The following is a 23,906-nucleotide window of genomic DNA, read 5'->3' on the forward strand; positions in this document are numbered from 1 at the left end:
GGTCGCCTAGTGTCGGCGAGTACCGGCGAGTTCGTCGCCGAAGCGGTACTCGAGGATGGTTTTGAACACCAGTGTCACCAGCGCCAGCATGGCGAGCAGCGAGGCGATGGCGAAGGCGGCGGTGAAGTTGTACTCGTTGTAGAGGATTTCGATGTCGAGCGGCATGGTGGTGGTCTTGCCGCGGATATGGCCCGAGACCACCGACACCGCCCCGAACTCGCCCATGGCGCGGGCATTACAGAGCAGAACCCCGTAGAGCAGGCCCCATTTGATGTTGGGGAGCGTCACCCGGGTAAAGGTCTGCCAGCCGGTGGCGCCCAGCGACAATGCCGCTTCCTCGTCGGTATTGCCCTGGTCCTGCATCAAGGGGATCAATTCGCGGGCGATAAACGGGAAGGTGACGAAGATCGTCGCGAGCACGATGCCCGGCACTGCGAAGATGATCTCGATGTTGTAGGCCTTGAGCAGCGGATGCAGCGCGCTCTGCGCCCCGAACAGCAGCACATAGACCATGCCGGAGACCACCGGCGACACCGAGAACGGCAGGTCGATCAGCGTGGTGAGGAAGCTCTTGCCCCAGAACTCGTATTTGGCCACGCACCAGGCGGCGGCAACGCCGAACACCAGGTTGAGCGGCACCGCGATCGCCGCCACCAGCAGCGTCAGGACGATCGCCTGTTGCGACTGCCGGTCCGAGAACGCCGCGAAATAGGTGTCGGCGCCTTTGCGGAAGGCTTCGGTGAACACCAGCACCAGCGGCAGCACCAGCACCGCCGCCATGAACACCACCGCGATACCGATCAGCAGCCGACGGATCCATACCCGCTCGGTGGTCGGGCGGGTATGCTCCTCTGGGGGAATAAGCCGGCGGCTATCGTAGATGACATCAGGTTCAAACATTGCCGAACCTCCGGCGGGCCCAGGCCTGGATCAGGTTGATCACCAGCAGCATGACAAAGGCGATGATCAGCATGATGCCGGCAATCACCGCCGCACCCGCCTGGTCGAACTCCTCGAGCTTGATGACGATCAGCACCGGGGCGATCTCCGAGATGTTGGGCAGATTGCCGGCGATGAAGATCACCGAGCCGTACTCGCCGACGGCGCGTGCGAAGGCCAGCGCAAAGCCGGTGAGCAGTGCCGGGGTGAGCCGCGGCAGGATCACGCTGGTGATGGTCTGCCAGCGGTTGGCGCCCAGCGTCGCGGCGGCCTCCTCGAGTTCCTGTTCGAACTCCTCGAGCACCGGCTGCACCGTACGCACCACGAACGGCAGGCCGATGAAGATCAGCGCGATGACGATACCGGTCGGGGTATAGGCGATCTTGAAGTTGAGCGAGAATTCACTGAGCCCGAACGGCAGCCAGGTCTGGCCATGCCACCACTGCCACAGCGGCCCCTTGTCGGAGAACAGCGAGCCGACCCAGCCCTTGGGGGCATAAAGGGTCGAGAGCGCGATGCCCGCCACCGCCGTCGGCAGCGCGAACGGCAAATCGACAATGGCGTCGAGCAACCGCCGGCCGGGGAACTTGTAGCGCACCAGCACCCAGGCGACGATGATGCCGAACACCACGTTGACCAGCGCCGCGATCAGCGACGAGCCGAAGCTCACCTCGAGCGCCTTGAGGGTGCGCGGCGAGGTGGCAATCCGGATGATCTGCTCGAGCGGCGTCGTCGCCGCCTTGAGGAACAGCCCGGCGATCGGGATCAGCACCAGCAGGCTGAGATAGAGGATGGTGTAGCCGAAGGTCAGCCCGAACCCCGGGATGACGCTGGGCTTTACAAAGCTCCACCCCGCTCGCGCGGGGTGGGATGGGTTCCGGGAGGCGCCGCGAGGCGCCCCTGCCACTGCATTACTGCGCAGGGGTGTAGACCTGGTCAAAGATGCCCCCGTCCCCGAAATGCTTGGGCTGCGCCGTCTTCCAGCCGCCGAAAAGCGGATCATCAATAGAGATCAGATCGATCTTTGGGAAGGCTTCGACCAGCGCCTGGTCGGTGACGATGGACGGGTCGGACGGGCGGTAGTGGTTCTTTGCCGCCAGCGTCTGGCCCTCGGGCGAGTAGAGATATTCGATATAGGCCTTGGCGAGGTCGGCGGTGCCGTGCGCCTCGACGTTCTTGTCGACGATGGCAACCGGCGGCTCGGCAAGGATCGAGGTGGGCGGATAGACCACGTCGAAATTGTCGGCGCCGAATTCGTCGAGCACCAGGAACGCCTCGTTCTCCCAGGCCAGCAGCACGTCGCCCAGTTCCTTCTGCGCGAAGGTCACGGTCGAACCGCGGGCACCGGTATCGAGCACCGGCACGTGGCTGTAGAGCTGCTTGATGAAATCGGCGTTCTTGGCTTCGTCGCCGCCGAAGGTCTTGTTGGCGTAAGCCCAGGCCGCGAGGTAGTTCCAGCGCGCGCCACCCGAGGTCTTGGGGTTCGGGGTGATCACTTCAACGCCGTCCTTGACCAGGTCGCCCCAGTCATTGATCGCCTTGGGGTTGCCCTTGCGGACGAGGAACACGATGGTCGAGGTATAGGGCGTCGAATTGTTGGCGAACTCGGAACGCCAGTTCTCGTCGATCAGACCCGATTTGGTGACGATGGCGTTGATGTCGCCTTCGAGCGCCAGGGTGACCACGTCAGCCGCAAGCCCGTCGATCACCGCCTGGGCCTGCTTGCCCGAACCGCCATGGCTCTGCTCGATGGTGACGTTGCCGCCGGTGGTGTCTTTCCAGTGTTTGGCAAACGCCTCGTTGAACTGCGCATAGAGTTCACGCGTCGGATCGTACGAGACGTTGAGCAGGGTCTGGTCCTGGGCGCGGGCAGTGATTGCGCCGGTAAAGGCGAGCGCCACGGCGAGGCCGCCAAGCGCGAGAATTCTGGCCGTTCTCTTCATCATGTCCTCCTGGTGAAGATTAACTACCGTAACTCTACCTGGTCAGTCGGCATTCTCAAGGAAGCCGCAGGTTGCGGCGGCGCGACGAAGCGGAAAACCTTTCTCTGCGAAGGCTACCAGCAGCACCGCCATTGCGCAAACATCGATTCCATCCCTGTGGATGAGCATGGCTTTGCGCGAAGTGAAACCGCGTTCAGCCGCGAGATCAGCAGTAAACGCGTGGGACTGGAGCTGGGTTGCAGGGGGGACTGCGAAGCGGCGCCACCCACCGGCCGGTGAGAGGGGAGCGACGGAGGTAAGCTGACGCAGCTACACCAGCACGTCGTTGACGGCGACGGCGTCGGCCAGGGTGGTGCGGTCGAGCACTTCGCGGGTGGCGATGGTGACGCGAGCGAAGACGTGGCGGATTTCGCAGCTCGACTCCTCGGCGCAATCGACGCAACGGCGATAGGCGATCTTACTGAGGCACGGCAGCGGGGCGATCGGTCCGTCGATCAGCCGCAGCACTTCGCCGAACGTCACCTGCTCGGGGGCGCGCAGCAGCACATAGCCACCAAGCCGGCCGCGGCGGCTCATCACGATGCCGGCGCGCTTCAGTTCGAGCAGGATCTGTTCGAGGAACTTCTTGGGGATCGCCTGGCCACGCGAAATCTCCGAGATCATCAGCGACTCGCCGGCCGGGATCTTGGTCAGGGCCACGAGCGCCCTCAGCGCATATTTTGCCTTCTGCGAAATCATCGCGGGCGGAATCCGGAACGGCCGCCAACTCGGCCGTCACACCTGGCTATAGCGCCCCCCGCATGAACAAACCATTGCGGCCTGCTACGTGGGGTTATGCCTTTTCTGCTTCGGGCACCGGAGGGGGGACTTCCGGATTGAACGGGATACCCGGCGTGGTGGCCGGCCTGTCCGGGCGCGGCACTGCCGGATCGGGTGCTGTTGGCGCCACTGGCGGGGGTACGTCCTCGACCGGCGCGTCCAGCGCCTCCAGTTCGGCGATCTCTTCAGCCTCGACCGCCTCCGGGTCCGGCTCGGCCGGCGCCTCAGCAAGCTCGTCGGGCTCTTCGCCATAGGCGGAGACCAGGGCCGGCGGCTCCGCCGGGCCGCTGTCGGAGTGCTGCGCCTCGGCCTGCGCCGCCTCGATCGCTTCGGCGAGCAGGTTCGGGTCGGACGGCAGTTTTGGGGTCGCCGCAACGGCCGCCGCGAGCGGCGCCAGCACCGCTTCGACCGCGTCGGATGCGGTGATCTCGGCTACCGCCTTGCTGTCGCGGCTGATCACATCGACCATGCCGAGGCCGATCTCGCGCTCGCCGAGGATCACCACGTCGGCGCCGAGCGTCTTCAGGTGCGTCTCTTCCTCGTCGGAATGGGCGCGCGCCACGATCAGCACCTTGGCGTTCTGCTTGCGCGCCTGCTCGACCGCCTGCCCGGCCTCGAAGGCATTGGGAATGGCGATCACCACCGTGGTCGCCTCGGCCACATTGGCGAGGGTCAGCACCTTGGAGGCGGCGGCGTTGCCCACCACCACCTCGATGCCGAGCGCCCGCGCCGCATTGGCGCGTCCCTCGGCATCCTCGACCACGAGGAACGGCGTCTTCGCCTCGAGCAGCGCTTCGCCGACCACCGAACCGACCCGGCCAAAGCCGACGATGATGACGTGGTCCGACTGCCCGGTGGGCACCTGGGTCGGCTCGGTCTCCTGCGGCACTTCCGGGGCGACGGCGCGTGGCGCGCTCGCCACCAGGTCGGGCTCGGTGCGTTCCGCAGCGGCGGCAACGACCTCCGGCCGGCCAAAACGGCTCTCGAGCGCGGGACGAAGCATATCGAGCACGAAGAAGATCACCGGGTTGAGGATGATCGAGATGATCGAGCCGGCGAGGATCAGGTCGCGCCCCTCCACCGGCAGGATGCCGAGGCCGACGCCGAGCGCGGCAAGGATGAACGAGAACTCGCCGATCTGCGCAAGGCTCGCCGAAATGGTCAGCGCCGTGCCCACCGGGCGCTTGAACGCCACCACGATCAGGAAGGCGAGGACGGACTTGCCGAAGATGATGATGAACACCGTCCCCAGCACCGGCAGCGGATCAGTGACGAGGATCATCGGATCGAACAGCATGCCGACGGCAACGAAGAACAGCACCGCGAAGGCGTCGCGCAGCGGCAGGCTTTCCTGCGCCGCGCGATGGCTGAGCTCGCTTTCGGAGAGGATCATGCCGGCAAAGAACGCGCCGAGCGCCAGCGACACGCCGAACAGGTAAGCGGCGCCCGCCGCGACACCCAGCGCGATGGCGAGCACCGCGAGGCGGAACAGCTCGCGGCTGCCGGTATGGGCGGTGTAGTGGAGGATGAACGGGATGACCCGGCGCCCCACCACCAGCATGAAGCCGACGAAGGCGGCGAGCTTCACCACCGTCACGGCGAGGATGCCGAAAATATCGAGCTGGATGCCGAAGATGTTCTCGACGAAATCGACGAACGGATCGTGCAGCGCCGCCCCTTCGACCCCGTTGATCGAGGCAATGGCCGGGATCAGCACCAGGGCGAGCACCATCGCGAGATCCTCGACGATGAGCCAGCCGACGGCGATGCGGCCGCGCTCGCTGTCGACCATGTGCCGATCCTGCAGCGCCTTGAGCAGCACCACGGTCGAGGCGACCGACAGCGCGAGGCCGAAGATCAGGCCGGCGCCGAGCCCCCAGCCGAGCAGGGTCGCGAGGCCCAGCCCCATGATGGTGGCGCCGCCGATCTGGACGATCGCGCCGGGGATGGCGACGGCCCGCACGCTCAACAGGTCCTTGAGCGAGAAATGCAGGCCCACGCCGAACATCAGGAGGATCACGCCGATCTCGCTGAGCTCGTTGGCAAGCTCGGCATCGGCGACGAAACCGGGGGTGAACGGCCCGACCAGCACGCCCGCCACCAGGTAGCCGACGAGCGGCGGCATGCGGAAGCGGTTGGCGATCGCGCCCAATATGAATGCCAGCACCAAACCCGCGACGATCGTCGAGATCAGGGGTGTGCTATGCGGCATCGGCGAGACCTCCGGCGGGAGTTACCCCAAAACTGGTTGAAAGCGGCTGAGAGCTCCGAAGATGGGGCATCGGCCGCCCCGCTGCAACCCAATGAGACCGGGAAAACTGCGGCAAAATCATGTGGGTGCGGGACAATCGGCGCGACTTTCGTCGAAAGCACGGTTTCTCCGCCGTCGGTCGGACGCCTAGCCCGCCATCACCAGCTTGATCTCACCGAAACCGGGTGTGCCGGCAATCGCCGCCGGCACCTCGTCGAGAGCAATGGTGCGGGTGATCAGTTGATCGAGCGACAGGGCGCCGACGGCGATCAGTTCGGCGGCGCGCGGATGGGTCAATGGGTTGAGCCAGGCGCTTTCGAGCCGCAGTTCCTTGGTCAGGAGCTCGAACGGCGCCAGCGCCACCTGTTCGCCTTCGGGCACCACGCCGAACAGCACCACGGTGCCGCCACGCCTCGCTACCGCGATCGACTGGCGAACAGTCGCGCCCACCCCGGCGCATTCGAACACCACATCGGCGCCCCCCGGCAGAAGAGCGGCGATCGCCGCCACCGGATCAGCGCCCGCATCGACCGCGTGATGTGCGCCCAGTTGCAGCGCCAGGGCCCGGCGCGGCGCCTGCCGGGTGGACAGCATCACCGTACCGGCTCCGGCCAGCAGCGCCAGCTCGATCATCAGCAGCCCGATCACCCCGCCGCCAAGGATTACCACCGACGCGCCAGGCGCGATGCGCGCCACGTCGATGGCATGCAGGCAACACGAGACCGGCTCGCAGAACGCCCCGTGCAGCGGATCGAGCCCTGCCGGCAGCGCCACCGCCTGCCCGGCCGGCACCAGCACGTACTCGGCGAAACCGCCGTCACGATGCACGCCAATGGCGCTGAGCCCGGCACAGAGGTTGGGCCGGCCGGCAACGCAATCGGCGCACTGGCCGCAGGAGATATTGGGATCGCCCGTGACCCTTGTGCCGATGCGGAACCCCTCGACCGCCGCTCCGGCTTCCTCGACAAGGCCGGAGAACTCGTGCCCAAGCGTCACCGGCCTGGTCGTCGGAAACTCGCCCCGGAACATGTGGCGGTCCGAGCCGCAGATGCCGCAGGCCTCCACCCGCACCAGCAGGTCGTGCGGCCCGGGTGTCGGTCGCGGCACCTCCTCGATGATCAGCCGCTCCGGCGCATGTAGCCGCACTGCCCGCATCTCAATGCCCTCCCAGCCATGCCATCATGGAACAGCGTGGCGCGTCGGCAAAGCCCCCGCTCGGGGCATTGCCTCTGCGCGCTCAGATCATCAGCCGGTCGATCTTTTCAGCGAGTTTCGTATCCTTCTCGGTGAGTCCGCCGGCCGAGTGGGTGGTCAATGTGATCCGCACCTTGTTGTAAACGTTCGACCATTCGGGATGATGGTCCATCTTCTCGGCGGCGAGCGCCACGCGGGTCATGAACGAGAAGGCTTCGGAGAAGGTCTTGAACTTGAAATCGTGGCTGATCGCATCAGCCTGCGGATCATAGATCCAGCCGTTAAGCTTCAAGAGGGCGGCTTCACGTGCGGCAGGCTCGAGCTTTTCGACCATTATCATTTCCTCTTTGCAACGAGTCGGGAGATTGGGGCCGCATAACGCCCGATCCGTGGCAAAGGGTCCGGCGCCCCACCTGGGGACGCCGGATAGCGGCTGGCGTCTTCAGGGCAGAACCTGACTTAGCGCTGCCGCGTCGCCCGGCACGATGCGCGAGACATGGCCGCGCTCGACCCCGCCGGCATCGAGATAGCCGATGCGACCCGGCTCGACATCGATCTGCCAGCCGGCACTCGGGCCATCGGTCCAGTCGACATGATAGCCGGTGTCGGTCAGCCGCCAGGTACCGGTCCGCCGCGTGCCGTCGGGCAACGCCATGAACGCCTCATCGACAGTGCGGTAGTAGATCGCCGCCTCCTTGCCCGGCGCCATCTCGACGTAATGCGTGCTGCCCACCAGCAGCGCGGTGAGGGTGTTTCTGTCCTTGATGATCATCTGTGCTTCCTTTCGCGGGCCTGCTGGCAGGCGGCGCTGCGCCGTGCTAGTCAAGCGACTTGACGATTTAGCTGCGGAACGGAATTTGGTCAAGCACCTTGACGATAATGATCTCGCGAGCATCGACCACATCGGCCTTGCCCTGTGGCGGGCAGCGCATGACTGGCGCAATCGCATGCGGGCCGAACTGGCGGCCCGGGGCTATCCCTGGCACCAGAGCGCTGCCGGCGAGGTGCTGGCGCATCTGGGGCCCTCCGGCATTTCGCAGACGCTGCTGACCGAGCGCATGGGGCTCAGCAAGCAGGCAGTGCAGCAACTGGTCGACCAGCTCGAGGCGCAGGGTGTGGTCGGCCGCGCGCCCGACCCCGACGACGGCCGCGCCAAGCGGATCGTGCTCACCGAACTGGGCCTCGCCGACTTCGCCGAACGCAACCGGGTCAAGCGATTGATCGAGGCGCAGTATCGCGAGAAATTGGGGCCGGAAGCGTTCGCGGCCCTGCAGGCGGCCCTGGCCAGACTGGCTCAGTGAGCCACCCTTCAAACCGATCCGGCGATTGCGACCGATCTACCCAACAAAGCATAAACCATTCGAGCAATTGCGCCGCTGGAACTGCGTTCTGAGGCGAAGCATAAGGGCAGCCGCTCGCTGCCCTGAAAGCAGGCATTAACGCCTCGCCGGGCACAATCATCACACCTTGGTGAGGTCTATGTTCGAGCCAGCGCATAAGTCACTGCCGCCTGTCGATTACGTGTCGATGATCCGGTCGCTCTACGCGGACCGGCGCGTCATGATGCTTGGCGCCCTGTCGTCGGCGCTGGTCGCCGCCGTCGCCGGCATTGAAGGCAACTCCTGGGTGCTGCTCGCCGTCGCCATCGGTTTTGCCATTGTCGGCATCGCCCGCGACATCGACATGCGCGCCTTCGAGCGCGCCGAGCTCGCCGACGACGACGTCATGACCGCCACCCACTGGGAGCTGCGCGCCACCATCGGCGCTGCTGCGATCGCCTGCCTTTACGCGTTCTGGATGAGCTACAGCTTCCTCGTGGTGAACACCCCGTTCGCCGAGATGAGCTCGCTCTCGGTCACCGTCGCGGTGCTGGTCGGCGTTGCCGGCCGCAACTTCGCCATCGACCGGCTGGTCACCAGTCAGGTCATCCTGATCGGCGCCGGCATGGCCGTCGGCATGCTGTTCGACGGCACGCTGCATACTGCCATGCTGAGCGTGGTGCTGATCGCCTTCGTCGTCTCGCTGCGCAAGGTCTCGGCCAACATCCGCGCCATCCTGCTGCGCGCCGTGCACGGTCGCATCGAGGCGACGCGCCTCGCTTCCGAACTCGACACCGCGCTCGAAACCATGCAGCACGGCCTCTGCATGCTCGACGAGAACGGCCTGATCGCCGTCGCCAACGATCGCGCCGAACTGGTGTTCGGCAGTTTCATGCCCGGCAACTGGGCCGGCCGGCCATTCGCGGCAATGATCTCGGCCGCCGCCGCGCGCGGCACCATCCCGCAGCGCTCCGCCAGCCAGCTGATGGATACGGTCGATGCCGGCGATGGCGGCAAGGTGGTGCTGCGCCTCTCCGACGGGCAGTTCTGCGAAGTCACCGTGTCGTCGCGCCTCGACAAGACCGTGCTGCTGTTCGAAGACATCACCGAGCGCGTCAAAGCCGAAGAGCGCATCAACTACATGGCGCATTACGACACCCTGACCGGGCTGCCGAACCGCGCCTACTTCACCGAGCAGGTCGAGGCCGACCTCGAGCGCCGGCGCCACCACGGCGACAAGCGCCCCAACGACATGGCCATGCTGATGATCGTCGACATCGATGACTTCAAGCATGTCAACGACACCCTGGGCCATCTGATCGGCGACCGCGTGCTGATCGAGACCTCCGAGCGGCTGAGCCGCGTCTTGGGCCGCGACAGCCTGGTCGCCCGCCTCGGCGGCGACGAGTACGTGGTCTATCGCTCGGGCGGCGTACAGCTGAGCGACACCGTCACCGATCCCGAAGCGATCCTTGGCGGCTTCCGCGGTCCGTTCGAGGTCGAGGGCGAAGTGTTCTCGGTCAACGTCTCGGTCGGTGTGGTGACCCTCACCGACGGCAGCGACGACCTCGACGCGCTGATGACCAAGGCCGACCTCGCGCTTTACAAGGCCAAGGCGCTGGGCAAGGGCCGCAGCCAGGTGTTCCACGATGAGATGGACACCGACTACCGCTACCGCCAGCGGCTGAAGGCCGAGCTGAAGCAGACCGTGGCCGATGGCGCCCTGTCGCTGGTGTTCCAGCCGATCGTCGACCTGAAGTCGAGGCGCGTGGTGAGCTGCGAGGCGCTGGCGCGCTGGCACCACCCGGAGCTGGGCTCGATCCCGCCCTCGCTGTTCATCCCGATCGCCGAGGAAACCGGCCTCATCTCCGAGATCAGCCGCTGGGTGCTGGCAACCGCTACCGCCGAATGCCGCAACTGGCCCGAAGAAGTCTCGGTGTCGGTCAACATCTCGGCCCGCGACTTCCGCAACGCCGACGTCGCCGCCATGGTCAAGACGGCGCTTTCCGGCTCAGGCCTGGCGCCGCACCGGCTCGAGATCGAGGTCACCGAAACCGCGGTGATCGAGGAACGCGCCGCCGCCACCAAGATTCTCGCCAAGCTGGCCAAGCAAGGCATCGGCATCGCGCTCGACGATTTCGGCACCGGTTACTCGTCGCTGAGCTACCTGCAGGCCCTGCCCTTCACCAAGCTGAAGATCGACCGCAGCTTCGTCATGGACATCGCCGAGAACCCGCGCTCGCTGAAGCTGTTGTCCAACGTCGCCCAGCTCGGCAAGGACATCAACCTCACCGTCACGGCCGAGGGCGTCGAGACCGAAGAGCAGCTCAACCTGATCGCCGAGCATAGCAAGGTCGACCAGATCCAGGGTTACCTGTTCGGCGTGCCGCTGCCCCGCCGCGAAGTGGCCGAGCTCATCGACCGCATGGCGGCCCGCGCCACGCTGGAGCGCGTCCTGACCGTCGGCACGACAAACCGCAAACGTGGTTAAGACGGCTAAAGTCTTCTGACATCTGAAGGATTCCGTGCCGGCATCGGCACCGTCCGTGCTTATGCGTAGGCGGCGCGGCGGCCGTGCGCATTTGGCAATTTTATTATGCCTAACGAAAGGTTAAACTCTTTTAGAAAGTTGCGGAGTTCCCTATGCGTTCGGACGTGGAAGGTTCGGCAGCGCCGTCGGCTGCTCCGGTGTCTCGCTTCGCCGGCACGCTGATGGAGATACTGGACCGTGTAGAATACTCGCGCGTCCGCATGGATGTTACAGATAATCCGATCTACCGCCTGCGTTACGAAGCTTATCGTCGCGAAGAATCCGTGCCGTTCAATGATGCGGGTATTGTGGTCGATGATCTCGACACTGCCCCCAACGGCATGAGCTTTGGCGTTCATATCGACGGTGAACTGGTCAGCTCTATCCGGCTGCACCATGTCAGCGCCAAACATCCTTTCGGCCCCTCGATGAAGAGTTGCCCGGACGTGCTCGAGCCGTTGCTGGCCCGTGGCGAGACTTTCATCGACCCCTCGCGCTTCACCGCCGACTACGAGGCCTCGCTCGCCTACCCGGCGCTGCCGTTCCTGACGCTCAGGATCGCCGTGATGGCGTCGCTGTTCTTCAAGGCCGACGCTTGCCTCGCGCTGGTGCGGCCGGAGCACACGGCGTTCTATCGCCGCGTCTTTGGCTCCGAGGAAATGTCGGACGTGCGGGTCTATCCCGGCCTCGCCTTTCCGGTGGCGCTCTACGGCGCCTACGTCAACACCAAGCTGCCGGCGACGCTGCGCCGCTACCCGTTCTTCATGTCGACCGAGGAAGAGCGCGAAAAACTCTTCGCCCGTGCCATGGACGAGCACTTCGAGGCCCCGCAGCGGGCGAGCTCACGGCTGGCCTATGAGCGCGCCCTGCTGGAATCGCAGTTCGGCGGCCAGGCGGCGGAATAGGCGCCGCCCTTTTCAGAACAAACCACCGGCGTCATTCCCGCGAAGGCGGGAACCTAGTGGGTTGTCTCCAAGCCGGTGAAGCTGAGAGATCGCGCTGGGTTCCCGCCTTCGCGGGAATGACGCCGGTGTACGTTGCAGCATGGGGACACCCGCGCCCATGCTTACTCCGCGTAAGGCTCAAGCCTCCGGGATCCACACCACCATCGAGCCCTGCCCGCGGTTGGCCCAGAGGTAATAGGGTAGCGCGGTGAGCGTCGCCGGGGCTTCCCTGGGCGGGCTGGTGCGGTAGAGCGGCTTGAACTCAGCTTCGTCCACCGCCTTGCCGCCGGCCGTCAGCTGGATGATGCCGTCGAACAGGTTCGACTGCCTGACCGCGATCTCGCTCTGCCGCGGCAGCTTGAAGCGCTGCACCGTGCCGCCCGGGTTGTCGGCTTCCTCGAGGCAATAGACCAAGGGGCCACGGGTCAGCGCCACGCGACCGACATCCATCACCACATGCGGGTTGGCATAGACGCGCTCGACCGGCATCGGCAGCTCGAGGCTGATCTTGTCGCCCTTTGTCCAGGTCCGGCCGATGGTGGCATAGCCGTTGACCGGACTGAGCTGCACCACCTCGCCATTGACCCTGGCCGTAGCGCCTTTGCACCAGCCGGGAATGCGGAGCTTCACCTCGAACGCCTTCTCCGTCGCCGGGTCGATCTCGATGGCGATATCGCCGGACCACGGGTAGTTCGAGACCTCGCGCACCGCCACTTCAGTGCCGCCGACATCGAGCTTGGTCGAAATCCCGCCATAGAGGTGGAAGGCAATGCCGTCGGGCGCGGTCGAGACGAAATAGCCACCGACCGAGGCGACGAGCCGGCTGACATTCATTGTGCAGCACGGGCAGGTATGCCAGTCCCAGCGCGTCGGCGTGCCGTTGCTCTCCAGCGGGTTCATATAGAAATAGTGTTCGCCGTCGCGGCTGAGGCCCGAGAGCGCGCCATTATAGAGCGCGGTTTCGAGCACGTCGGCATATTTGCCGTCGAGATCGAGGTGCAGCATGCGCTGCGCCCAGAAGATCAGCGCCACCGAGGCGCAGGTCTCGGCATAGGCAGTCTGGTTGGGCAGGTCGAAATCGAAGGTGAAGCCCTCGTTATGCGCGGAGGGCCCGAGGCCCGCCGTCACATACATCTTGGTCTCCATCACATCCTTCCACAGCGTCTCGCATGCGGCCTTGAGGCCGGCATCGTTGAGCTCGACCGCGAGATCGGCCATCGCGGTGTACATGTACATGGCGCGCACCGCGTGCCCGACCACCTTGTCCTGGGCCCGCACCGGCTTGTGCGACTGCGAATACTCGTAATTGCCTTGCACGTAGCGCTGGTACTCCCAGCCTTTCTTCTCACGCTCCTCGCGCTCGACGTCGAAGTAATGCGGATTGGGGGTGCCGCGCTCGTTGATGAAGTAGGCGGCGAGGTCGAGGTGCTTCTTATCCTTGGTCAGGTGATAGAGCTTGATCAGCGCGATCTCGATCTCCTGGTGCCCGCAATAGCCGCGCTTCTGCCCCGGCCCGGTGCCGAAGGTCTGCCGGATATGCTCGACATAGCGCTCCATCACGTCGAGCCAGCGGCGCCGGCCGGTGGTTTCGTAGTAGGCGATGGCGCCTTCCAGCATGTGACCGGCATTGTAGAGCTCGTGGTTGTCCCTGAGGTTCGACCAGCGCTTCTCCGGTTCGCGGCCCAGGTACCAGCAGTTGAGGTAGCCGTCCGGCGCCTGCGCCTTCTCGAAGTCGTCGACGATCGCCTCGATCTTGGCCTCGATATCCGGGTCGCGCTTGTGGCTCAGTGCATAGGCCGCCGCCTCGATCCATTTGCCGACGTCGGAATCCCAGAACACCTGCACGGTGAAGCCGTTGGCATGGCGCGGGAAGCGCAACGGCGGCGGCGGATTGGGCAGCTTCAGGGAATCGAGCAGCCCATACTCGCCCAGCTTCTTGTGCTGGCTGGGGATGGTGCGGGCAAGCACGGTGTCGAGCCGCTCTTTCCAGAAATCGCCTTCGAGGCGGACATCGACGAAACGCACCGGATGATACTGGCTCATTGCTACTCCTCTTGTCCCCGCCGCCGAGCAAGCGGCCGGGTCTATGTGGTCTGCTTTCTGGTGGATGCGCGGACCACCAGCGTGCAGGGCAGCCTGCGGATGCCCCGCGCCTTTTCGCCGGCGATCATGTCGATCAGCAGCCGCCCGGCCTCATGGCCGAGCGCCGAGAGATTCATGTCGACGCTGGTGAGCGGCGGCCGCGCCGCTTCCGTCATCACTTCCCAATTGTCGAACCCGACCACCGCCACCTCGTCGGGCACGGCGATGCCGCGCTCGCGCAGCGCATCCACCGCGCCCCGGGCGATCAGGTCGTTGCCGCAGAACATGGCGTCGGGGCGCTCGGCCTTGCCGTCGAACAGTTGCGCCACCGCATCGCGCCCCCATTCCTCGCTCCATTTGCCTGACAGGTAGAATTCCGGACGCGCCGGCAACCCGACCTCGTGCAGCGCCTCGAGATAGCCGCGGCGTCTCAGCTGTACCGCCTCGAAGTGCTCGGGCCCGGTGACATGAGCGATGCGCTTCGCGCCGATGTCGGCCAGGTGCTTTACCGCCAGCCGCGCCCCGCTCTCGTCGTCGGGCAACAGGCACATCGCATCGTTGTCGTCGGCCTGCGAGTAGACATAGATCACCGGCAGGCCGGGAGGGAGCGGTCCGACCGGCGGGCGCTTGTCGGCGCGACGGGCGGTGACCACCAGCCCGTCGATGCGCTTGCCGAGCAATTGATCGAGATGCTGCCGCTCGCGCTCCGGGTCGTCGGTGGCGTTGCACATGAAGATGGCGATGCCCCGGTCGGCGAACTGCTCCTCCAGCGCCTGGAAGATCGGCAGCGTGAAGCGGCCGAACGAGTCGGTGGAGATGATCCCCACCGTCATCGAGCGGCTGCGATGCAGGCTCTGCGCCATATCGTTGGGGCGATAACCGATTTCGCGCGCCACCGCGGTGACCTTGTCGCGCGTTTCCTGCCGAAGCCGCCCGTTGGAGTTGAGCGCCTTGGACGCCGTGCCGATCGACACGCCGGCGATCCGCGCCACGTCACGGATGGTCGGGCCGTGGCGGCCGGTGCGTTCGGTTGGCTGGGGGGTGGGATCTTCGGTCATCGCGGAATCCTACTTCACGGCTCCGTTGAGGAAGCCCGCGACATAGTACCTCTGCAAGAGCAGGTAGATCAGCACACATGGCAATATCGAGAGGATGACGCCGGCCTGCAGCGCCCCCCAGTCGATCGAGCCGAGCCGGCCGGTGCGCACGCTCACCAGCATGATCGGCACGGTGAAGCTGGTCTCCTTGTTCATGAAGATCAGCGCCGAAAGGAACTCGTTCCAGCTGGCGATGAAGGCGAAGAGCGCCACCGTGACGATCCCCGGCACCGCCAGCGGCAGGAAGATCGAGCGCAGCGTCTGCCACGACGAGCTGCCATCGACCTTGGCGGCTTCCTCGAGCTCCCGCGGGATCGACTCGAAGCTGTTGCGCATCAGGTAGATCGAGAACGGCAGCTGCAGGATGGCATGCACCATCGCCAGCCCCAGGTGGCTATTGGCGAGCCCGACCTTGGAGAAGTTGAGATAGAGCGGGATCAGCAGCGCCTGGTAGGGGATCATCAGCGGCGCCAGCAGTAGGATGAACCACAGCTCCTTTAAGCGGATCTTGAACCGCGCCAACCCATAGCCTGCCGGTACGGCAAGCCCCAGGCAGATGACGATGGTAAGCGCCGCCACCAGCAGCGAGTTGGAGAGGTAGGTCAACAGCCCCGCCTGGTATTCGAACACCTTGAGGTAGCTTTCGAGGCTGAAGCTCTGCGGCAGATAGGTCGGCGGCGAGGCGCGCGCCTCGTCGGGCGCCTTGATCGAGGCGAAGAAACTCAGCACCAGGGGCGCCAGCATGATGGTCGACACCGCCACGCAGATGGCGCCGACGAGGTAGCGGATCGGCCGGCTCTCACCCGCCGCGCGGGACACGTGTTCGGCGGCGCGGGGCCGCACGCCGCCTTCGGCGATCGCGGTCATTGCGAGGGACTCCGGTTCGACAGGATCACCTGCAGGGTGGAGAACACCAGGATGATCGCGGTGAGGATGATCGACAGTGCCGCGCCGTAGCCCAGCTTGAAGCTGATGAAGCTCGACTGGTAGATCGAGTACACCGCCGTGAAGGTCTGCCCGCGCGGATTGCCGCCGGTCATGATGTAGAACTGGTCGAAGGCCAGCATCGAGCCGATCACCGAAATCAGCGTGGTGAGCAGGATCACTCGGAGGCTCAGCGGCAGGATGATGTACCAGACCCGCTGCCAGTAATTGCCGCCATCGATCAGCGCGGCTTCGCCGATCTCGCCGTTGATCGACTGGATGCCGGCAACGAACAGCAGCATGCCGAAGCCGATGACCTTCCAGGTGATTGAGATGGTGACCGCGATCAGCCCCATATCGGCCTTGGTGAACCACACTGCCGGCTCGGCAAACAGGCCGATATCGACGAGGAACTTGTTGAACAGCCCGACCTGCTGGTCGAACAGCCAGAACCAGAGCAGGCTCGACGAGCCGATGCCGATCACCACCGGCAGGAAGATGATGCCGCGGGTGATCTGCTGCATGCGCCGGTTCGGCGAGGTGAGCAGCGCCAGTGCGAAGCCCAGGCCCATCAGCAACGGCGTGATGAACACGGTGTACTTGGCAGTGAAGCCCAGCGCCTGCCAGAACTTCTTGTCCTCGAAGGCCTTGATGTAGTTATCGAAGCCGATGAACTGCCCGCCACCGAGCAGCGACGTATCGGTCAGCGACAGGTAGCACAGCTGCACCAGCGGCCACAGCACGAAGAAGCCTACAAAGGCCAGCGCCGGCAGCACGTAGAGGAAGCCGACATTATTCCGAAGCGTCCGAACCACGCTTCTTCTCCTGTTTGTCGTCTGCAATCGGGATGGAAGGGCCCGCAGCAGCGCCGCGAGCCCATGACCGAGTGCGTTACTCCGCCGCGATGGCGCGCATCGATTCCCGCGCCCCCTCGATGGCGCCATCGATGTCGCCGTCGAAGATCGCGGTCTGCAGCATGGTCAGCCACGGCGACTGGTCGGCATTGACCATGTCGTTGAAATGGAAGGCATACGGGGTCTGCCCGATGCCCACCGCCTGAGCCGTGGTGATATAGCGCGGCTCTTCCTGGAAGTACTTGTTGTCGGCCAGGTCCGAGCGCGACGGCAGGATCAGGTTCTTGGCAAGGCCTTCGAGCTGCGCTTCGTCGGTGAGCTGCCACTGGATGAACTGGGTGGCGAGGTCGGCGTGCTTGGCGCCGGTCGGGATGGCGATCACGTCACCGCCGACGAAGCTCGACGCCTGGCCCTCGGCGAGGCCCGGGATCGGGGCGATACCGAAATCCATGTCCGGATGGTTGGCCTTGAGCAGCGAGATGGCAAAGCCGCCCGAGCCCTGCATGCCGATGGTGCCCGTTTCGAACGTTGCCATGAAGTTGGCGCCGGTATCGGCCTCGGCCGATTCCGGAATGACGCCGGCGTCCCACATCTCTTTGAGCATGGTCAGCACTTCCTTGACGCCCGGACCTTCCATCGCCGGGGCATCGCCCGCGGTCGGCAGCAGCGTTGCGCCCGAGCCCCACATCATCGGCGCCTGGGTGAAGATGTTGCAGCCGCCGCACGAGCCGGAGAAGTAGTAGCCGTAGGCGTCGGGGACGCTCTCCTTGATCTTGGTGGCGTATTCCTGCAGCTGCGCGATGGTCTTGGGCGGGCTGTCCGGATCGAGCCCGGCCTTCTTGAACAGGTCCTTGTTGTAAACGAGGATCGACACATCGGGCGTGAAGCCGGTGCCGTAGAGCTTGCCGTCATAAGTCGCGAGGTCGCGGAAGGCCTTGGCCACCTTGGCCTGGTTCGGATCGGCGCTCAGCGTCGCCGTGAGATCGGTCAGGAACCCGGCCTTCATGAAATCCGGCATGAAGATCAGGTCGAACGAGATCAGGTCCGGAACGTCGCCCGCCTGCACGCTGGTCGCCAGCTTGGTCACCATCTGGTTGTCGGGAATGGTGGTCAGCTCGATCTTGTCGTCGTGCGAGGCGTTCCACAGATCGATCATGTGCTGGGCCGCATTCGAGCTCGAGGCGCGCGCCCACAGGCTCAGCGTTTCCGCAAAGGCCGTGCCCGGAACGACAGCAACGGCCGACATGGCAGCAGCGGCGAGCGCCGCACGCCAAAGACTTGGCATTCTCATCAGGTTTTCCCTCCCATTTGCCGATACCGTCCTCCGGCCCCGTGGCGACGGGGTTCCTCCCGGAAACGGTTGAGAAAAGCTTTTCCGGCTGCTTCCGCGGCGAGCACGCAGTGGCCGGCTCGTGAATTGGGAAAAGCTTTTCTTGACCGCTTCGTCGCACGTTTCCCCTTTGCGCACAAGAGCGGTGAAAAGCTTTTCTTGGTTTGCGGAGCTTGCTGTGCGCGCCTTGATGGGCGTGATGGGAGCGTTATCGCGCTGTATTGCAAAACGCATGGACCCGTGTCGATAGTTGAGCGCGGGGTGCGTCACCGACGTCGAAGAGGTGCCGCCATGTCAAAATCGCTGTCTTTACTCGCCTTCACTTTGTTCAGTCTGGTGCTTGCCGGTTCTTCGGCAGCGCAGCCGACCAGTGAGGAGATCAAGGTTGCGACCTTTAATGCGTTCTTGACGACGATTTTCTTCAATTGTTTCAATCCGAACTTCGCCGACTGCATCGCCCAGCTCGAAGGCCGCGCCGAGGTCTGGGCCAACGAATTCGCCGACGCCATCCTCAGCGATCCCGATCGGCCCGACATCATCGCCATCAACGAAGCCTGGGACGAGAAGGCCAAGGACGTTCTGGTCAACCGGTTGACGGCAGCCTACCCGAACTTCGTGCGCGACATCGACGCCGACCTGATTCAGATCCGCGGTCCGACCCTGGTGCAGATCCTCCAAACCCAGCCGCAACATGTCGTCACCGGGGTGTTCGGACAGATCGACATCGACAAGATCAATGGTGAGGACAGCGGGCTGATGCTGTTTGCCAACGAGAAGTTCACGTTCGAGAACCTGCCCGACAGCTCGTTCCAATGGGGCACCGAGCCGGATCAGCAACTCGATGCCACCACCGACCAGGTGGCGTTCGCGCTCTACGAGTCCTGCGCTTCGGAAGATTGCTTTGCGGCCAAGGGCGCGGCACTGGTGCGGCTACGCCAGGCCGGCACCGAACGCATCTACGATGTGGTGTTCACCCACATGCAGGCCGACGATCCGCCTGCAGGCGACCTATTTCCCATCGTGCGACAGGAGCAGTTCGAGATGATCCGCAAGCTGCTGGAGACGACGCTCGGCGGTCTGCCGCAGCCCGACGAGCGGGTAATCGTCATGGGCGATGCGAATGTCGCCATGCCCTCCGCACAGCCGGAATGGGCAGCTCTGTTCGGCCCCGGCGGCCAGATCGGCAAGTGGCCCGCCTACGACAGTTGGGCCCGCACCACCTCGCGTGATGATGCGGGCATCACCAACCAGATCGACAATGACCGTCTCGACTACATCGTCGTCTCGCCCGAACCGTACATCAACAGCGACCCGGGCGACCCTCCGCCGGTTTGCGTGCAACACTTGACGGTGCCGCGCCGCTACCAGGCCCTGGCGAGCGACCACTACTTGGTGCAGGCCAATCTCAATCTGGGTTTTGACTTCTGCAGCCCGCGCATCGCCTACGACGTTCCCCTCAGCCCCATGCTGACCTTGGGCGACCCTGAGGAGACGCTGGTTATCGACACCGACCCCAACACCGGCAACGATATCACGCAGATTGCGCACCCGGGCGGCATGCAGTGGTTCCATGTCAAGCGCGATGGCGCCGGCACCTACACCATGGGCGTGGACACCCAGTCGGTGAGTTACCAGCTCTACGCCCCCACCGACCTCACCAATCCGATCTCGCGCTACAACAAGGTGACCCAGGTGCAGGTGGTCGGCGGCGAGCGCAAGTTCTTCGTCGACACCTTCGTACTGCCGCCCGAGTTCTATGTGCGCGTGGTCGGCAACGTGCCCGACGACACGCCAAACTATGCGTTCTGGATCAAGCACCACACCTGCGCCACTCAGGCCGAGGCTTGTATCCTGCAGCCCGGCCAGCCGCAGACGGCAACGCTGACCCGCGACAACAACCCCTTCGGCCGGCAGGATCGGGCCTGGTTCGCCTTCGACGTCGTGGGCACGTCCGATACCGGAGCCAACCAGCAGATCACCCTGTTCGGAGAGGCGCCTGCCGACCCCAACTTCAAGGTGACCTTGCAGCAATTCTCCGATCCCGCCGAACCGGAACCCGGACCATTCGTCGATGGGGTGCGGACCAGTTTTGCCGGACCGATGTCGGAAGGGGCCACAGGCTATCTGGTGATCGAACAGGCTGGCCCGACGCCCGGCGACGTCCGTGTCGTCGCCGGGATGGACACCTCATTGCGCTACCTGACGCCGTTCGACGTCATCTGCCGTGACGAGACCAACCCGGAGTTCGGTTCCGATGAGATCTTCGTTCATCTCAGGCTTGATGGCATCCAGTTGCGCAACCCGCCCAGCGGCGACCGGGAGTTCGACTGCGACGAGCCGCAACACAGCCGGCCATGGAGCCAGTTCAGCGCCACGCCGACGTTCCGCTTCACCCAGAATGCCGCCGCGCAGGTGGTTGAAGCCGATATCGATCCCGACGACACGGCCCCCTTCGCCGGCTTCCATGTGCTGGGCGAGAATGAAACCTTCTTCGATGGCACCAAGGCGCCACTGACCTGGAGCTTCGACGGCGGCAACTACCGCATGGGCTATTTCGTCGAGAAGCGACTGAACCAGCCTGTGAAATAGCCGGTTGCCGGCAGGGCAGATCCCCGGAGATCTGCCCTGCCTATTTCAGCCAGCCAAACCCAGCTGCTTCAGCTCCGCCACCCAGTCGACAACGTTCGCCACGGCGCGCTCGTCGGAAAGGAATTCCCCGGCCAGTTCGGCGAGCCGCAGGGCCGATGAATAGAGCATCACCAGGTCGCGGTTGACCTTGAACCGGGCCAGCTCCTCGTAGCGCTCGATGATCCTCAGCGTCAGGTCGGCCGAGATCCAGTTTGTGTAGCTGAGGTCGCGGTGGCGCGAGCCAAAGCCGGAATCGGCGAAGTCGAACACGCCGTTGAGCATGCCGGTTTCGTGGTCGAATGCCATGTTCCAGCCATGGCCGTCGAAATAGCCGTAGACCAGCTCGTCGCCCGCGATGGTAAGCTTGCGGTACGCCGCCATGGTGCGCTTCATGAAACCCTTGTAGCCGCGCGGCAGCCTGGCCTCGGTCCTGGCGATGATCTCGTCAGGGCTCATCCATGGGTCGACCCCCGTGGCGCCAACCGACTGCATGCGGTTGAGCGGCAACGCGTGCAATTCTGCATAGAGCTGCGCCATCCGGGTGGCGAGCGCGTTACGGCGGCCCTCGTCCAGCGCGAGGTATTGCGGCTTTTCCAGCGATGAACCGGGCAGCTTCAGGTGCTGTGAAAACGGCACCGGTCCCTCATGCAGCACCATCTGCGGCAGCGGCATGGTGACCCGCGGCTTGAGGAAGGCCAGCAACGCTACCTCACGTCTGAGCCGCGCCTCTGCCTCGGGGTTACGCGCAAACTTGAAAATCCAGCCATCGCACTCGAGCGCGACACTGTCCCAACCGTCGGCAAGGGTCACGAAATTGCCGCCCGCGAACTGCGGCAGAGTTCCGATAACGAGCGCGCGTAGTCGCGCGACCTCCGCTGCCGGCACCCCCTCCATCGTCACGACTCCCCATCAAGCGGGCGTGAATCTAGACGAGGCCGAGAGAAAGTCCAATCCGGACCGAAAGTCCAATCAGGCCGGATGGAGCTCCCGCACCATTTGCCGATGCCGGCGCGGCGCCTTGGCATGCTGCCTGGCCTTGTCCGGTGGCGCGCGCCGGTGGGTTGGCATGCGAACGCCGAGCGCATCGGCGACCGTCTTTTCCAGCAGGCGGTCGAGTTCTGCCTTTTGCATGATGACGTCTCCTTGGCCGCGCGGGGTTAACCCCACGCCATTTGCCCAAAGAAACGCCGCTTCCCGCGGATCAGTTGCCTGCCTGGTCCTTCAGATTCCGGTGATCGGTTCCCGCTTCTTGATAAAGAGAGTTCCATTAACGGTTTAGGCGGATAGTGTCCGAACCGGAATTTAAGCGTCACCGGCTGTATCACTGTGTTTCCGCCAATAGCGGAGGGCAACATGCGGTCCGTAGGTCTGGCGGCACTCCTGCTCGCCATCCTGTTTCTTCTGTTTCCATTCTATCGGCAATGGGTGCCGCACATCCGCATCTCGACCGAGGACAGCCGCCTGCTCGGCGGGCTGTTGCTGGCAGTCGGCGCGCTCACCCTGGTGGTTTTTCGGCGCCGGGCTTAGTGGCGCCGGCGCTTTCGTCCGGCTCCGGGGACACCGTCAGCCGGTCGTGGGCAAACGCCTCGGCGAACATCGCCTCGACGCTTTGCGCCCGCCTCGGTGACGGCATCGCTGGGGGCTCCGATGGGGTTGCGACGGTCGGCTCGGCCGCGACCACCGGCGCGGCCGGCACGGGCTCGGAGATCGCGACCGGCTTTGGTTCCGGCGCCGAAACCACCACCAGCGCCGGGCGGGCCGGCTTGTCATCCACCGCCGGTTCTGGATCCACCGCCGGCTTCAGCTCGATCATTGGCTTTGCCGCGGCCACCGGTCTTGCTGCAACATCGCTGGGTGCTGCCGGCCGCGCCAGCAGCGACGTCTTGGGCACGACTGGGACGGCCCTTTCGATCGGCCCAGCTGCGGCTGCCGCAGTGGTGGCGCGCGCCCTGCGAAAGCGCCGGCTCAGCCGCCCATACTCCAGCATCGAGTAGCCGATCAGCAGCATCAGGCTGGCCGCCACCCCGATCCCCAGCCCTACCAGCAGCCACACCAGCGAATCGTAACTCATCGTGGCTCAGACCCCGGTCGTTCGTTCCGCCCGGCAGCATGCCGGATTTGCTTGCCTCACCGCAACCGCGACAGTTCAGCCCGCCCCCACCAACCGGGTTGCCCGGCCAATCCGAACATGAGACGACTAATCAATTGCGTCGCCAGCCCGCCTGTCACGAGATCCCCATGCTGCAAGCCAGAACGCGCCCGCTGCTGCCCGATGTCGTCCGCTCCGAGCTCAGGCGCGCCATCATCGAAGGCGAGTTTCCGCCCGGCTCGAAGCTGCCCAATGAAGATGCGCTGTGCGCCCGTTTTGCGGTGAGCCGCATCACCCTGCGCGAGGCCGTGCGTGGCCTGATCGAAGATGGCTATGTCGTCCGCCGCCAGGGCTCGGGCACCTATGTCACCGAGGGACCGCGGCTGCGCAACTCGCTCGACACCAATTTCAGCTACACCGAATACCTTGAAAGCACCGGCCTCAGCGTCACCAAGCAGGTGCTGGGCGCGACGCGAGTCCGCGCCGATGACGCGGTGGTGGCAGCGCTGAACCTTGCCCCCGGTTCGGACGTGGTGGTGATCCGCCGCGTCCGCAGCGCCGACGGCCGGCCGGCGGTGTTCTCGATCGACAGCCTCGCCACCGACATCGCCGATGAACGCACCGATCTCGCTGCCTTCGGCGGCTCGCTCTACAAGCTCCTCGCCGACCGCGGCCATACCGTCGATCACGCCCGCGCGGTGCTGGCCCCGGTCAATGCCGACGCCGAACTGGCCGAACTTCTCAAGGTAGAGGTGGGGGCGCCGCTGCAGCACCTGCGGCAGGTCGACCATGATACAGGCGGCCGCCCGGTGATGCTCTCGCTCGAATGGCACGTGCCCGAGGTGATCGAGCTGCGCGTCTACCGTCGTGGGCCGGGGCCGCAGCCCGGCGGCTGAGCGCTGGAGAGCGTCTCACAGACGAACTGCACCAGCCACGGTGTCATCCCCCGCGAAAGCGGGGAAC

The 23,906-nt window shown here is 64.9% G+C and carries 22 protein-coding genes and 1 pseudogene; 7 read left to right on the plus strand and 16 right to left on the minus strand.

Annotated elements, in window-relative coordinates; translation table 11 throughout:
- Window positions 1–6: 6 nt before the first annotated feature.
- From cysW to AC1ROK_RS00440, 3 genes are read right to left on the minus strand one after another with little or no spacing between them, the layout of a single operon-like run.
- Entirely contained in the window at window positions 7–900 is an 894-nt protein-coding gene (gene cysW, locus AC1ROK_RS00430) for a sulfate ABC transporter permease subunit CysW (protein ID WP_492842743.1), read from the minus strand.
- Window positions 893–1,846: a sulfate ABC transporter permease subunit CysT gene (locus AC1ROK_RS00435; RefSeq protein ID WP_492842745.1), complete on the minus strand. Its 954-nt coding sequence runs from the start codon at window positions 1,844–1,846 to the stop codon at window positions 893–895. Before AC1ROK_RS00435 ends, cysW begins: the two co-directional genes overlap by 8 nt.
- A gap of 4 nt (window positions 1,847–1,850) precedes the next feature.
- Window positions 1,851–2,882: a sulfate ABC transporter substrate-binding protein gene (locus AC1ROK_RS00440; RefSeq protein ID WP_492842747.1), complete on the minus strand. Its 1,032-nt coding sequence runs from the start codon at window positions 2,880–2,882 to the stop codon at window positions 1,851–1,853.
- Window positions 2,883–2,894: 12 nt separating this feature from the next.
- Between AC1ROK_RS00440 and AC1ROK_RS00445 the strand changes: the two genes are divergently transcribed.
- Window positions 2,895–3,161 (plus strand): hypothetical protein, encoded by a 267-nt coding sequence (locus AC1ROK_RS00445; protein WP_492842749.1) that lies wholly within the window; start codon window positions 2,895–2,897, stop codon window positions 3,159–3,161.
- A 30-nt stretch (window positions 3,162–3,191) separates the two neighbouring features.
- On the opposite strand, the gene AC1ROK_RS00450 is transcribed toward AC1ROK_RS00445, so the two are convergent.
- The 5 genes and pseudogenes from AC1ROK_RS00450 to AC1ROK_RS00470 all read right to left on the minus strand — a co-directional run bounded on the left by AC1ROK_RS00450 (window position 3,192) and on the right by AC1ROK_RS00470 (window position 7,918).
- A complete protein-coding gene (locus AC1ROK_RS00450) occupies window positions 3,192–3,620 on the minus strand; it encodes an RrF2 family transcriptional regulator (protein WP_492842751.1) in 429 nt (142 codons plus the stop codon).
- A gap of 469 nt (window positions 3,621–4,089) precedes the next feature.
- Window positions 4,090–5,913: pseudogene (locus AC1ROK_RS00455) on the minus strand (cation:proton antiporter domain-containing protein); the annotation flags it as partial.
- Window positions 5,914–6,099: 186 nt separating this feature from the next.
- Window positions 6,100–7,107, minus strand: a complete 1,008-nt coding sequence (locus tag AC1ROK_RS00460) for a zinc-dependent alcohol dehydrogenase family protein (RefSeq protein ID WP_492842753.1) — start codon at window positions 7,105–7,107, stop codon at window positions 6,100–6,102.
- Window positions 7,108–7,189: 82 nt separating this feature from the next.
- Complete coding sequence (locus tag AC1ROK_RS00465) at window positions 7,190–7,480, minus strand: 4a-hydroxytetrahydrobiopterin dehydratase (protein ID WP_492842755.1); 291 nt, start codon at window positions 7,478–7,480, stop codon at window positions 7,190–7,192.
- A gap of 108 nt (window positions 7,481–7,588) precedes the next feature.
- Window positions 7,589–7,918 (minus strand): hypothetical protein, encoded by a 330-nt coding sequence (locus tag AC1ROK_RS00470; RefSeq protein ID WP_492842757.1) that lies wholly within the window; start codon window positions 7,916–7,918, stop codon window positions 7,589–7,591.
- 85 nt (window positions 7,919–8,003) lie between these two features.
- On the opposite strand from AC1ROK_RS00470, the gene AC1ROK_RS00475 reads away from it, so the two are divergent.
- The 3 genes from AC1ROK_RS00475 to AC1ROK_RS00485 all read left to right on the plus strand — a co-directional run bounded on the left by AC1ROK_RS00475 (window position 8,004) and on the right by AC1ROK_RS00485 (window position 11,900).
- Window positions 8,004–8,447, plus strand: a complete 444-nt coding sequence (locus AC1ROK_RS00475; RefSeq protein WP_492842759.1) for a MarR family winged helix-turn-helix transcriptional regulator — start codon at window positions 8,004–8,006, stop codon at window positions 8,445–8,447.
- 178 nt (window positions 8,448–8,625) lie between these two features.
- Window positions 8,626–10,956: a putative bifunctional diguanylate cyclase/phosphodiesterase gene (locus AC1ROK_RS00480; RefSeq protein WP_492842761.1), complete on the plus strand. Its 2,331-nt coding sequence runs from the start codon at window positions 8,626–8,628 to the stop codon at window positions 10,954–10,956.
- Between the two features lie 152 nt (window positions 10,957–11,108).
- Complete coding sequence (locus tag AC1ROK_RS00485; protein ID WP_492842763.1) at window positions 11,109–11,900, plus strand: N-acyl amino acid synthase FeeM domain-containing protein; 792 nt, start codon at window positions 11,109–11,111, stop codon at window positions 11,898–11,900.
- Between the two features lie 177 nt (window positions 11,901–12,077).
- On the opposite strand, the gene AC1ROK_RS00490 is transcribed toward AC1ROK_RS00485, so the two are convergent.
- From AC1ROK_RS00490 to AC1ROK_RS00510, 5 genes are all read right to left on the minus strand, one after another.
- Window positions 12,078–13,982, minus strand: coding sequence for a glycoside hydrolase family 127 protein (locus AC1ROK_RS00490; protein ID WP_492842765.1), 1,905 nt, complete (start codon window positions 13,980–13,982; stop codon window positions 12,078–12,080).
- A 41-nt stretch (window positions 13,983–14,023) separates the two neighbouring features.
- Window positions 14,024–15,079, minus strand: a complete 1,056-nt coding sequence (locus AC1ROK_RS00495; protein ID WP_492842767.1) for a LacI family DNA-binding transcriptional regulator — start codon at window positions 15,077–15,079, stop codon at window positions 14,024–14,026.
- A 9-nt stretch (window positions 15,080–15,088) separates the two neighbouring features.
- Complete coding sequence (locus AC1ROK_RS00500) at window positions 15,089–15,985, minus strand: carbohydrate ABC transporter permease (RefSeq protein WP_492842769.1); 897 nt, start codon at window positions 15,983–15,985, stop codon at window positions 15,089–15,091.
- Window positions 15,982–16,857 carry a carbohydrate ABC transporter permease gene (locus AC1ROK_RS00505; protein WP_492842771.1) on the minus strand — a complete coding sequence of 292 codons (876 nt, stop codon included), beginning with the start codon at window positions 16,855–16,857 and terminating at the stop codon, window positions 15,982–15,984. Before AC1ROK_RS00505 ends, AC1ROK_RS00500 begins: the two co-directional genes overlap by 4 nt.
- A gap of 76 nt (window positions 16,858–16,933) precedes the next feature.
- Complete coding sequence (locus tag AC1ROK_RS00510) at window positions 16,934–18,187, minus strand: ABC transporter substrate-binding protein (RefSeq protein WP_492842773.1); 1,254 nt, start codon at window positions 18,185–18,187, stop codon at window positions 16,934–16,936.
- A gap of 330 nt (window positions 18,188–18,517) precedes the next feature.
- Between AC1ROK_RS00510 and AC1ROK_RS00515 the strand changes: the two genes are divergently transcribed.
- Window positions 18,518–20,815 carry an endonuclease/exonuclease/phosphatase family protein gene (locus tag AC1ROK_RS00515; protein ID WP_492842775.1) on the plus strand — a complete coding sequence of 766 codons (2,298 nt, stop codon included), beginning with the start codon at window positions 18,518–18,520 and terminating at the stop codon, window positions 20,813–20,815.
- A 45-nt stretch (window positions 20,816–20,860) separates the two neighbouring features.
- Here the strand turns inward: AC1ROK_RS00515 and AC1ROK_RS00520 are convergent, their stop codons facing one another.
- On the minus strand, window positions 20,861–21,748 hold the full coding sequence (locus tag AC1ROK_RS00520) for a phosphotransferase family protein (protein WP_492842777.1): 888 nt from the start codon (window positions 21,746–21,748) through the stop codon (window positions 20,861–20,863).
- Window positions 21,749–21,823: 75 nt separating this feature from the next.
- Window positions 21,824–21,985 (minus strand): hypothetical protein, encoded by a 162-nt coding sequence (locus AC1ROK_RS00525; protein WP_492842779.1) that lies wholly within the window; start codon window positions 21,983–21,985, stop codon window positions 21,824–21,826.
- A 222-nt stretch (window positions 21,986–22,207) separates the two neighbouring features.
- Between AC1ROK_RS00525 and AC1ROK_RS00530 the strand changes: the two genes are divergently transcribed.
- Window positions 22,208–22,381 (plus strand): hypothetical protein, encoded by a 174-nt coding sequence (locus AC1ROK_RS00530; protein ID WP_492842781.1) that lies wholly within the window; start codon window positions 22,208–22,210, stop codon window positions 22,379–22,381.
- Here AC1ROK_RS00530 and AC1ROK_RS00535 read toward each other — a convergent pair.
- The gene (locus tag AC1ROK_RS00535; protein ID WP_492842783.1) at window positions 22,350–22,925 is read right to left on the minus strand and encodes a hypothetical protein; all 576 of its coding nucleotides are present in this window, start codon (window positions 22,923–22,925) and stop codon (window positions 22,350–22,352) included. The two genes, AC1ROK_RS00530 and AC1ROK_RS00535, sit on opposite strands and share 32 nt — an antisense overlap.
- Window positions 22,926–23,092: 167 nt before the next feature.
- Here AC1ROK_RS00535 and AC1ROK_RS00540 point away from each other — a divergent pair, with 167 nt between their 5' ends.
- The gene (locus AC1ROK_RS00540) at window positions 23,093–23,839 is read left to right on the plus strand and encodes a GntR family transcriptional regulator (RefSeq protein ID WP_492842785.1); all 747 of its coding nucleotides are present in this window, start codon (window positions 23,093–23,095) and stop codon (window positions 23,837–23,839) included.
- Window positions 23,840–23,906: the final 67 nt, after the last annotated feature.

The organism is Devosia sp. GW821-FHT12F11, assembly GCF_058806655.1.

Coding starts and splice junctions, on each gene's coding strand:
- AC1ROK_RS00490 (WP_492842765.1), bottom strand. CDS start 13,982: ATGAGCCAGTATCATCCGGTGCGTTTCGTCGATGTCCGCCTCGAAGGC.
- AC1ROK_RS00520 (WP_492842777.1), bottom strand. CDS start 21,748: ATGGAGGGGGTGCCGGCAGCGGAGGTCGCGCGACTACGCGCGCTCGTT.
- AC1ROK_RS00515 (WP_492842775.1), top strand. CDS start 18,518: ATGTCAAAATCGCTGTCTTTACTCGCCTTCACTTTGTTCAGTCTGGTG.
- AC1ROK_RS00510 (WP_492842773.1), bottom strand. CDS start 18,187: ATGAGAATGCCAAGTCTTTGGCGTGCGGCGCTCGCCGCTGCTGCCATG.
- AC1ROK_RS00480 (WP_492842761.1), top strand. CDS start 8,626: ATGTTCGAGCCAGCGCATAAGTCACTGCCGCCTGTCGATTACGTGTCG.
- AC1ROK_RS00450 (WP_492842751.1), bottom strand. CDS start 3,620: ATGATTTCGCAGAAGGCAAAATATGCGCTGAGGGCGCTCGTGGCCCTG.
- AC1ROK_RS00540 (WP_492842785.1), top strand. CDS start 23,093: ATGCTGCAAGCCAGAACGCGCCCGCTGCTGCCCGATGTCGTCCGCTCC.
- AC1ROK_RS00495 (WP_492842767.1), bottom strand. CDS start 15,079: ATGACCGAAGATCCCACCCCCCAGCCAACCGAACGCACCGGCCGCCAC.
- AC1ROK_RS00440 (WP_492842747.1), bottom strand. CDS start 2,882: ATGAAGAGAACGGCCAGAATTCTCGCGCTTGGCGGCCTCGCCGTGGCG.
- AC1ROK_RS00530 (WP_492842781.1), top strand. CDS start 22,208: ATGCGGTCCGTAGGTCTGGCGGCACTCCTGCTCGCCATCCTGTTTCTT.
- AC1ROK_RS00465 (WP_492842755.1), bottom strand. CDS start 7,480: ATGGTCGAAAAGCTCGAGCCTGCCGCACGTGAAGCCGCCCTCTTGAAG.
- AC1ROK_RS00460 (WP_492842753.1), bottom strand. CDS start 7,107: ATGCGGGCAGTGCGGCTACATGCGCCGGAGCGGCTGATCATCGAGGAG.
- AC1ROK_RS00525 (WP_492842779.1), bottom strand. CDS start 21,985: ATGCAAAAGGCAGAACTCGACCGCCTGCTGGAAAAGACGGTCGCCGAT.
- AC1ROK_RS00535 (WP_492842783.1), bottom strand. CDS start 22,925: ATGAGTTACGATTCGCTGGTGTGGCTGCTGGTAGGGCTGGGGATCGGG.
- cysW (WP_492842743.1), bottom strand. CDS start 900: ATGTTTGAACCTGATGTCATCTACGATAGCCGCCGGCTTATTCCCCCA.
- AC1ROK_RS00485 (WP_492842763.1), top strand. CDS start 11,109: ATGCGTTCGGACGTGGAAGGTTCGGCAGCGCCGTCGGCTGCTCCGGTG.
- AC1ROK_RS00470 (WP_492842757.1), bottom strand. CDS start 7,918: ATGATCATCAAGGACAGAAACACCCTCACCGCGCTGCTGGTGGGCAGC.
- AC1ROK_RS00500 (WP_492842769.1), bottom strand. CDS start 15,985: ATGACCGCGATCGCCGAAGGCGGCGTGCGGCCCCGCGCCGCCGAACAC.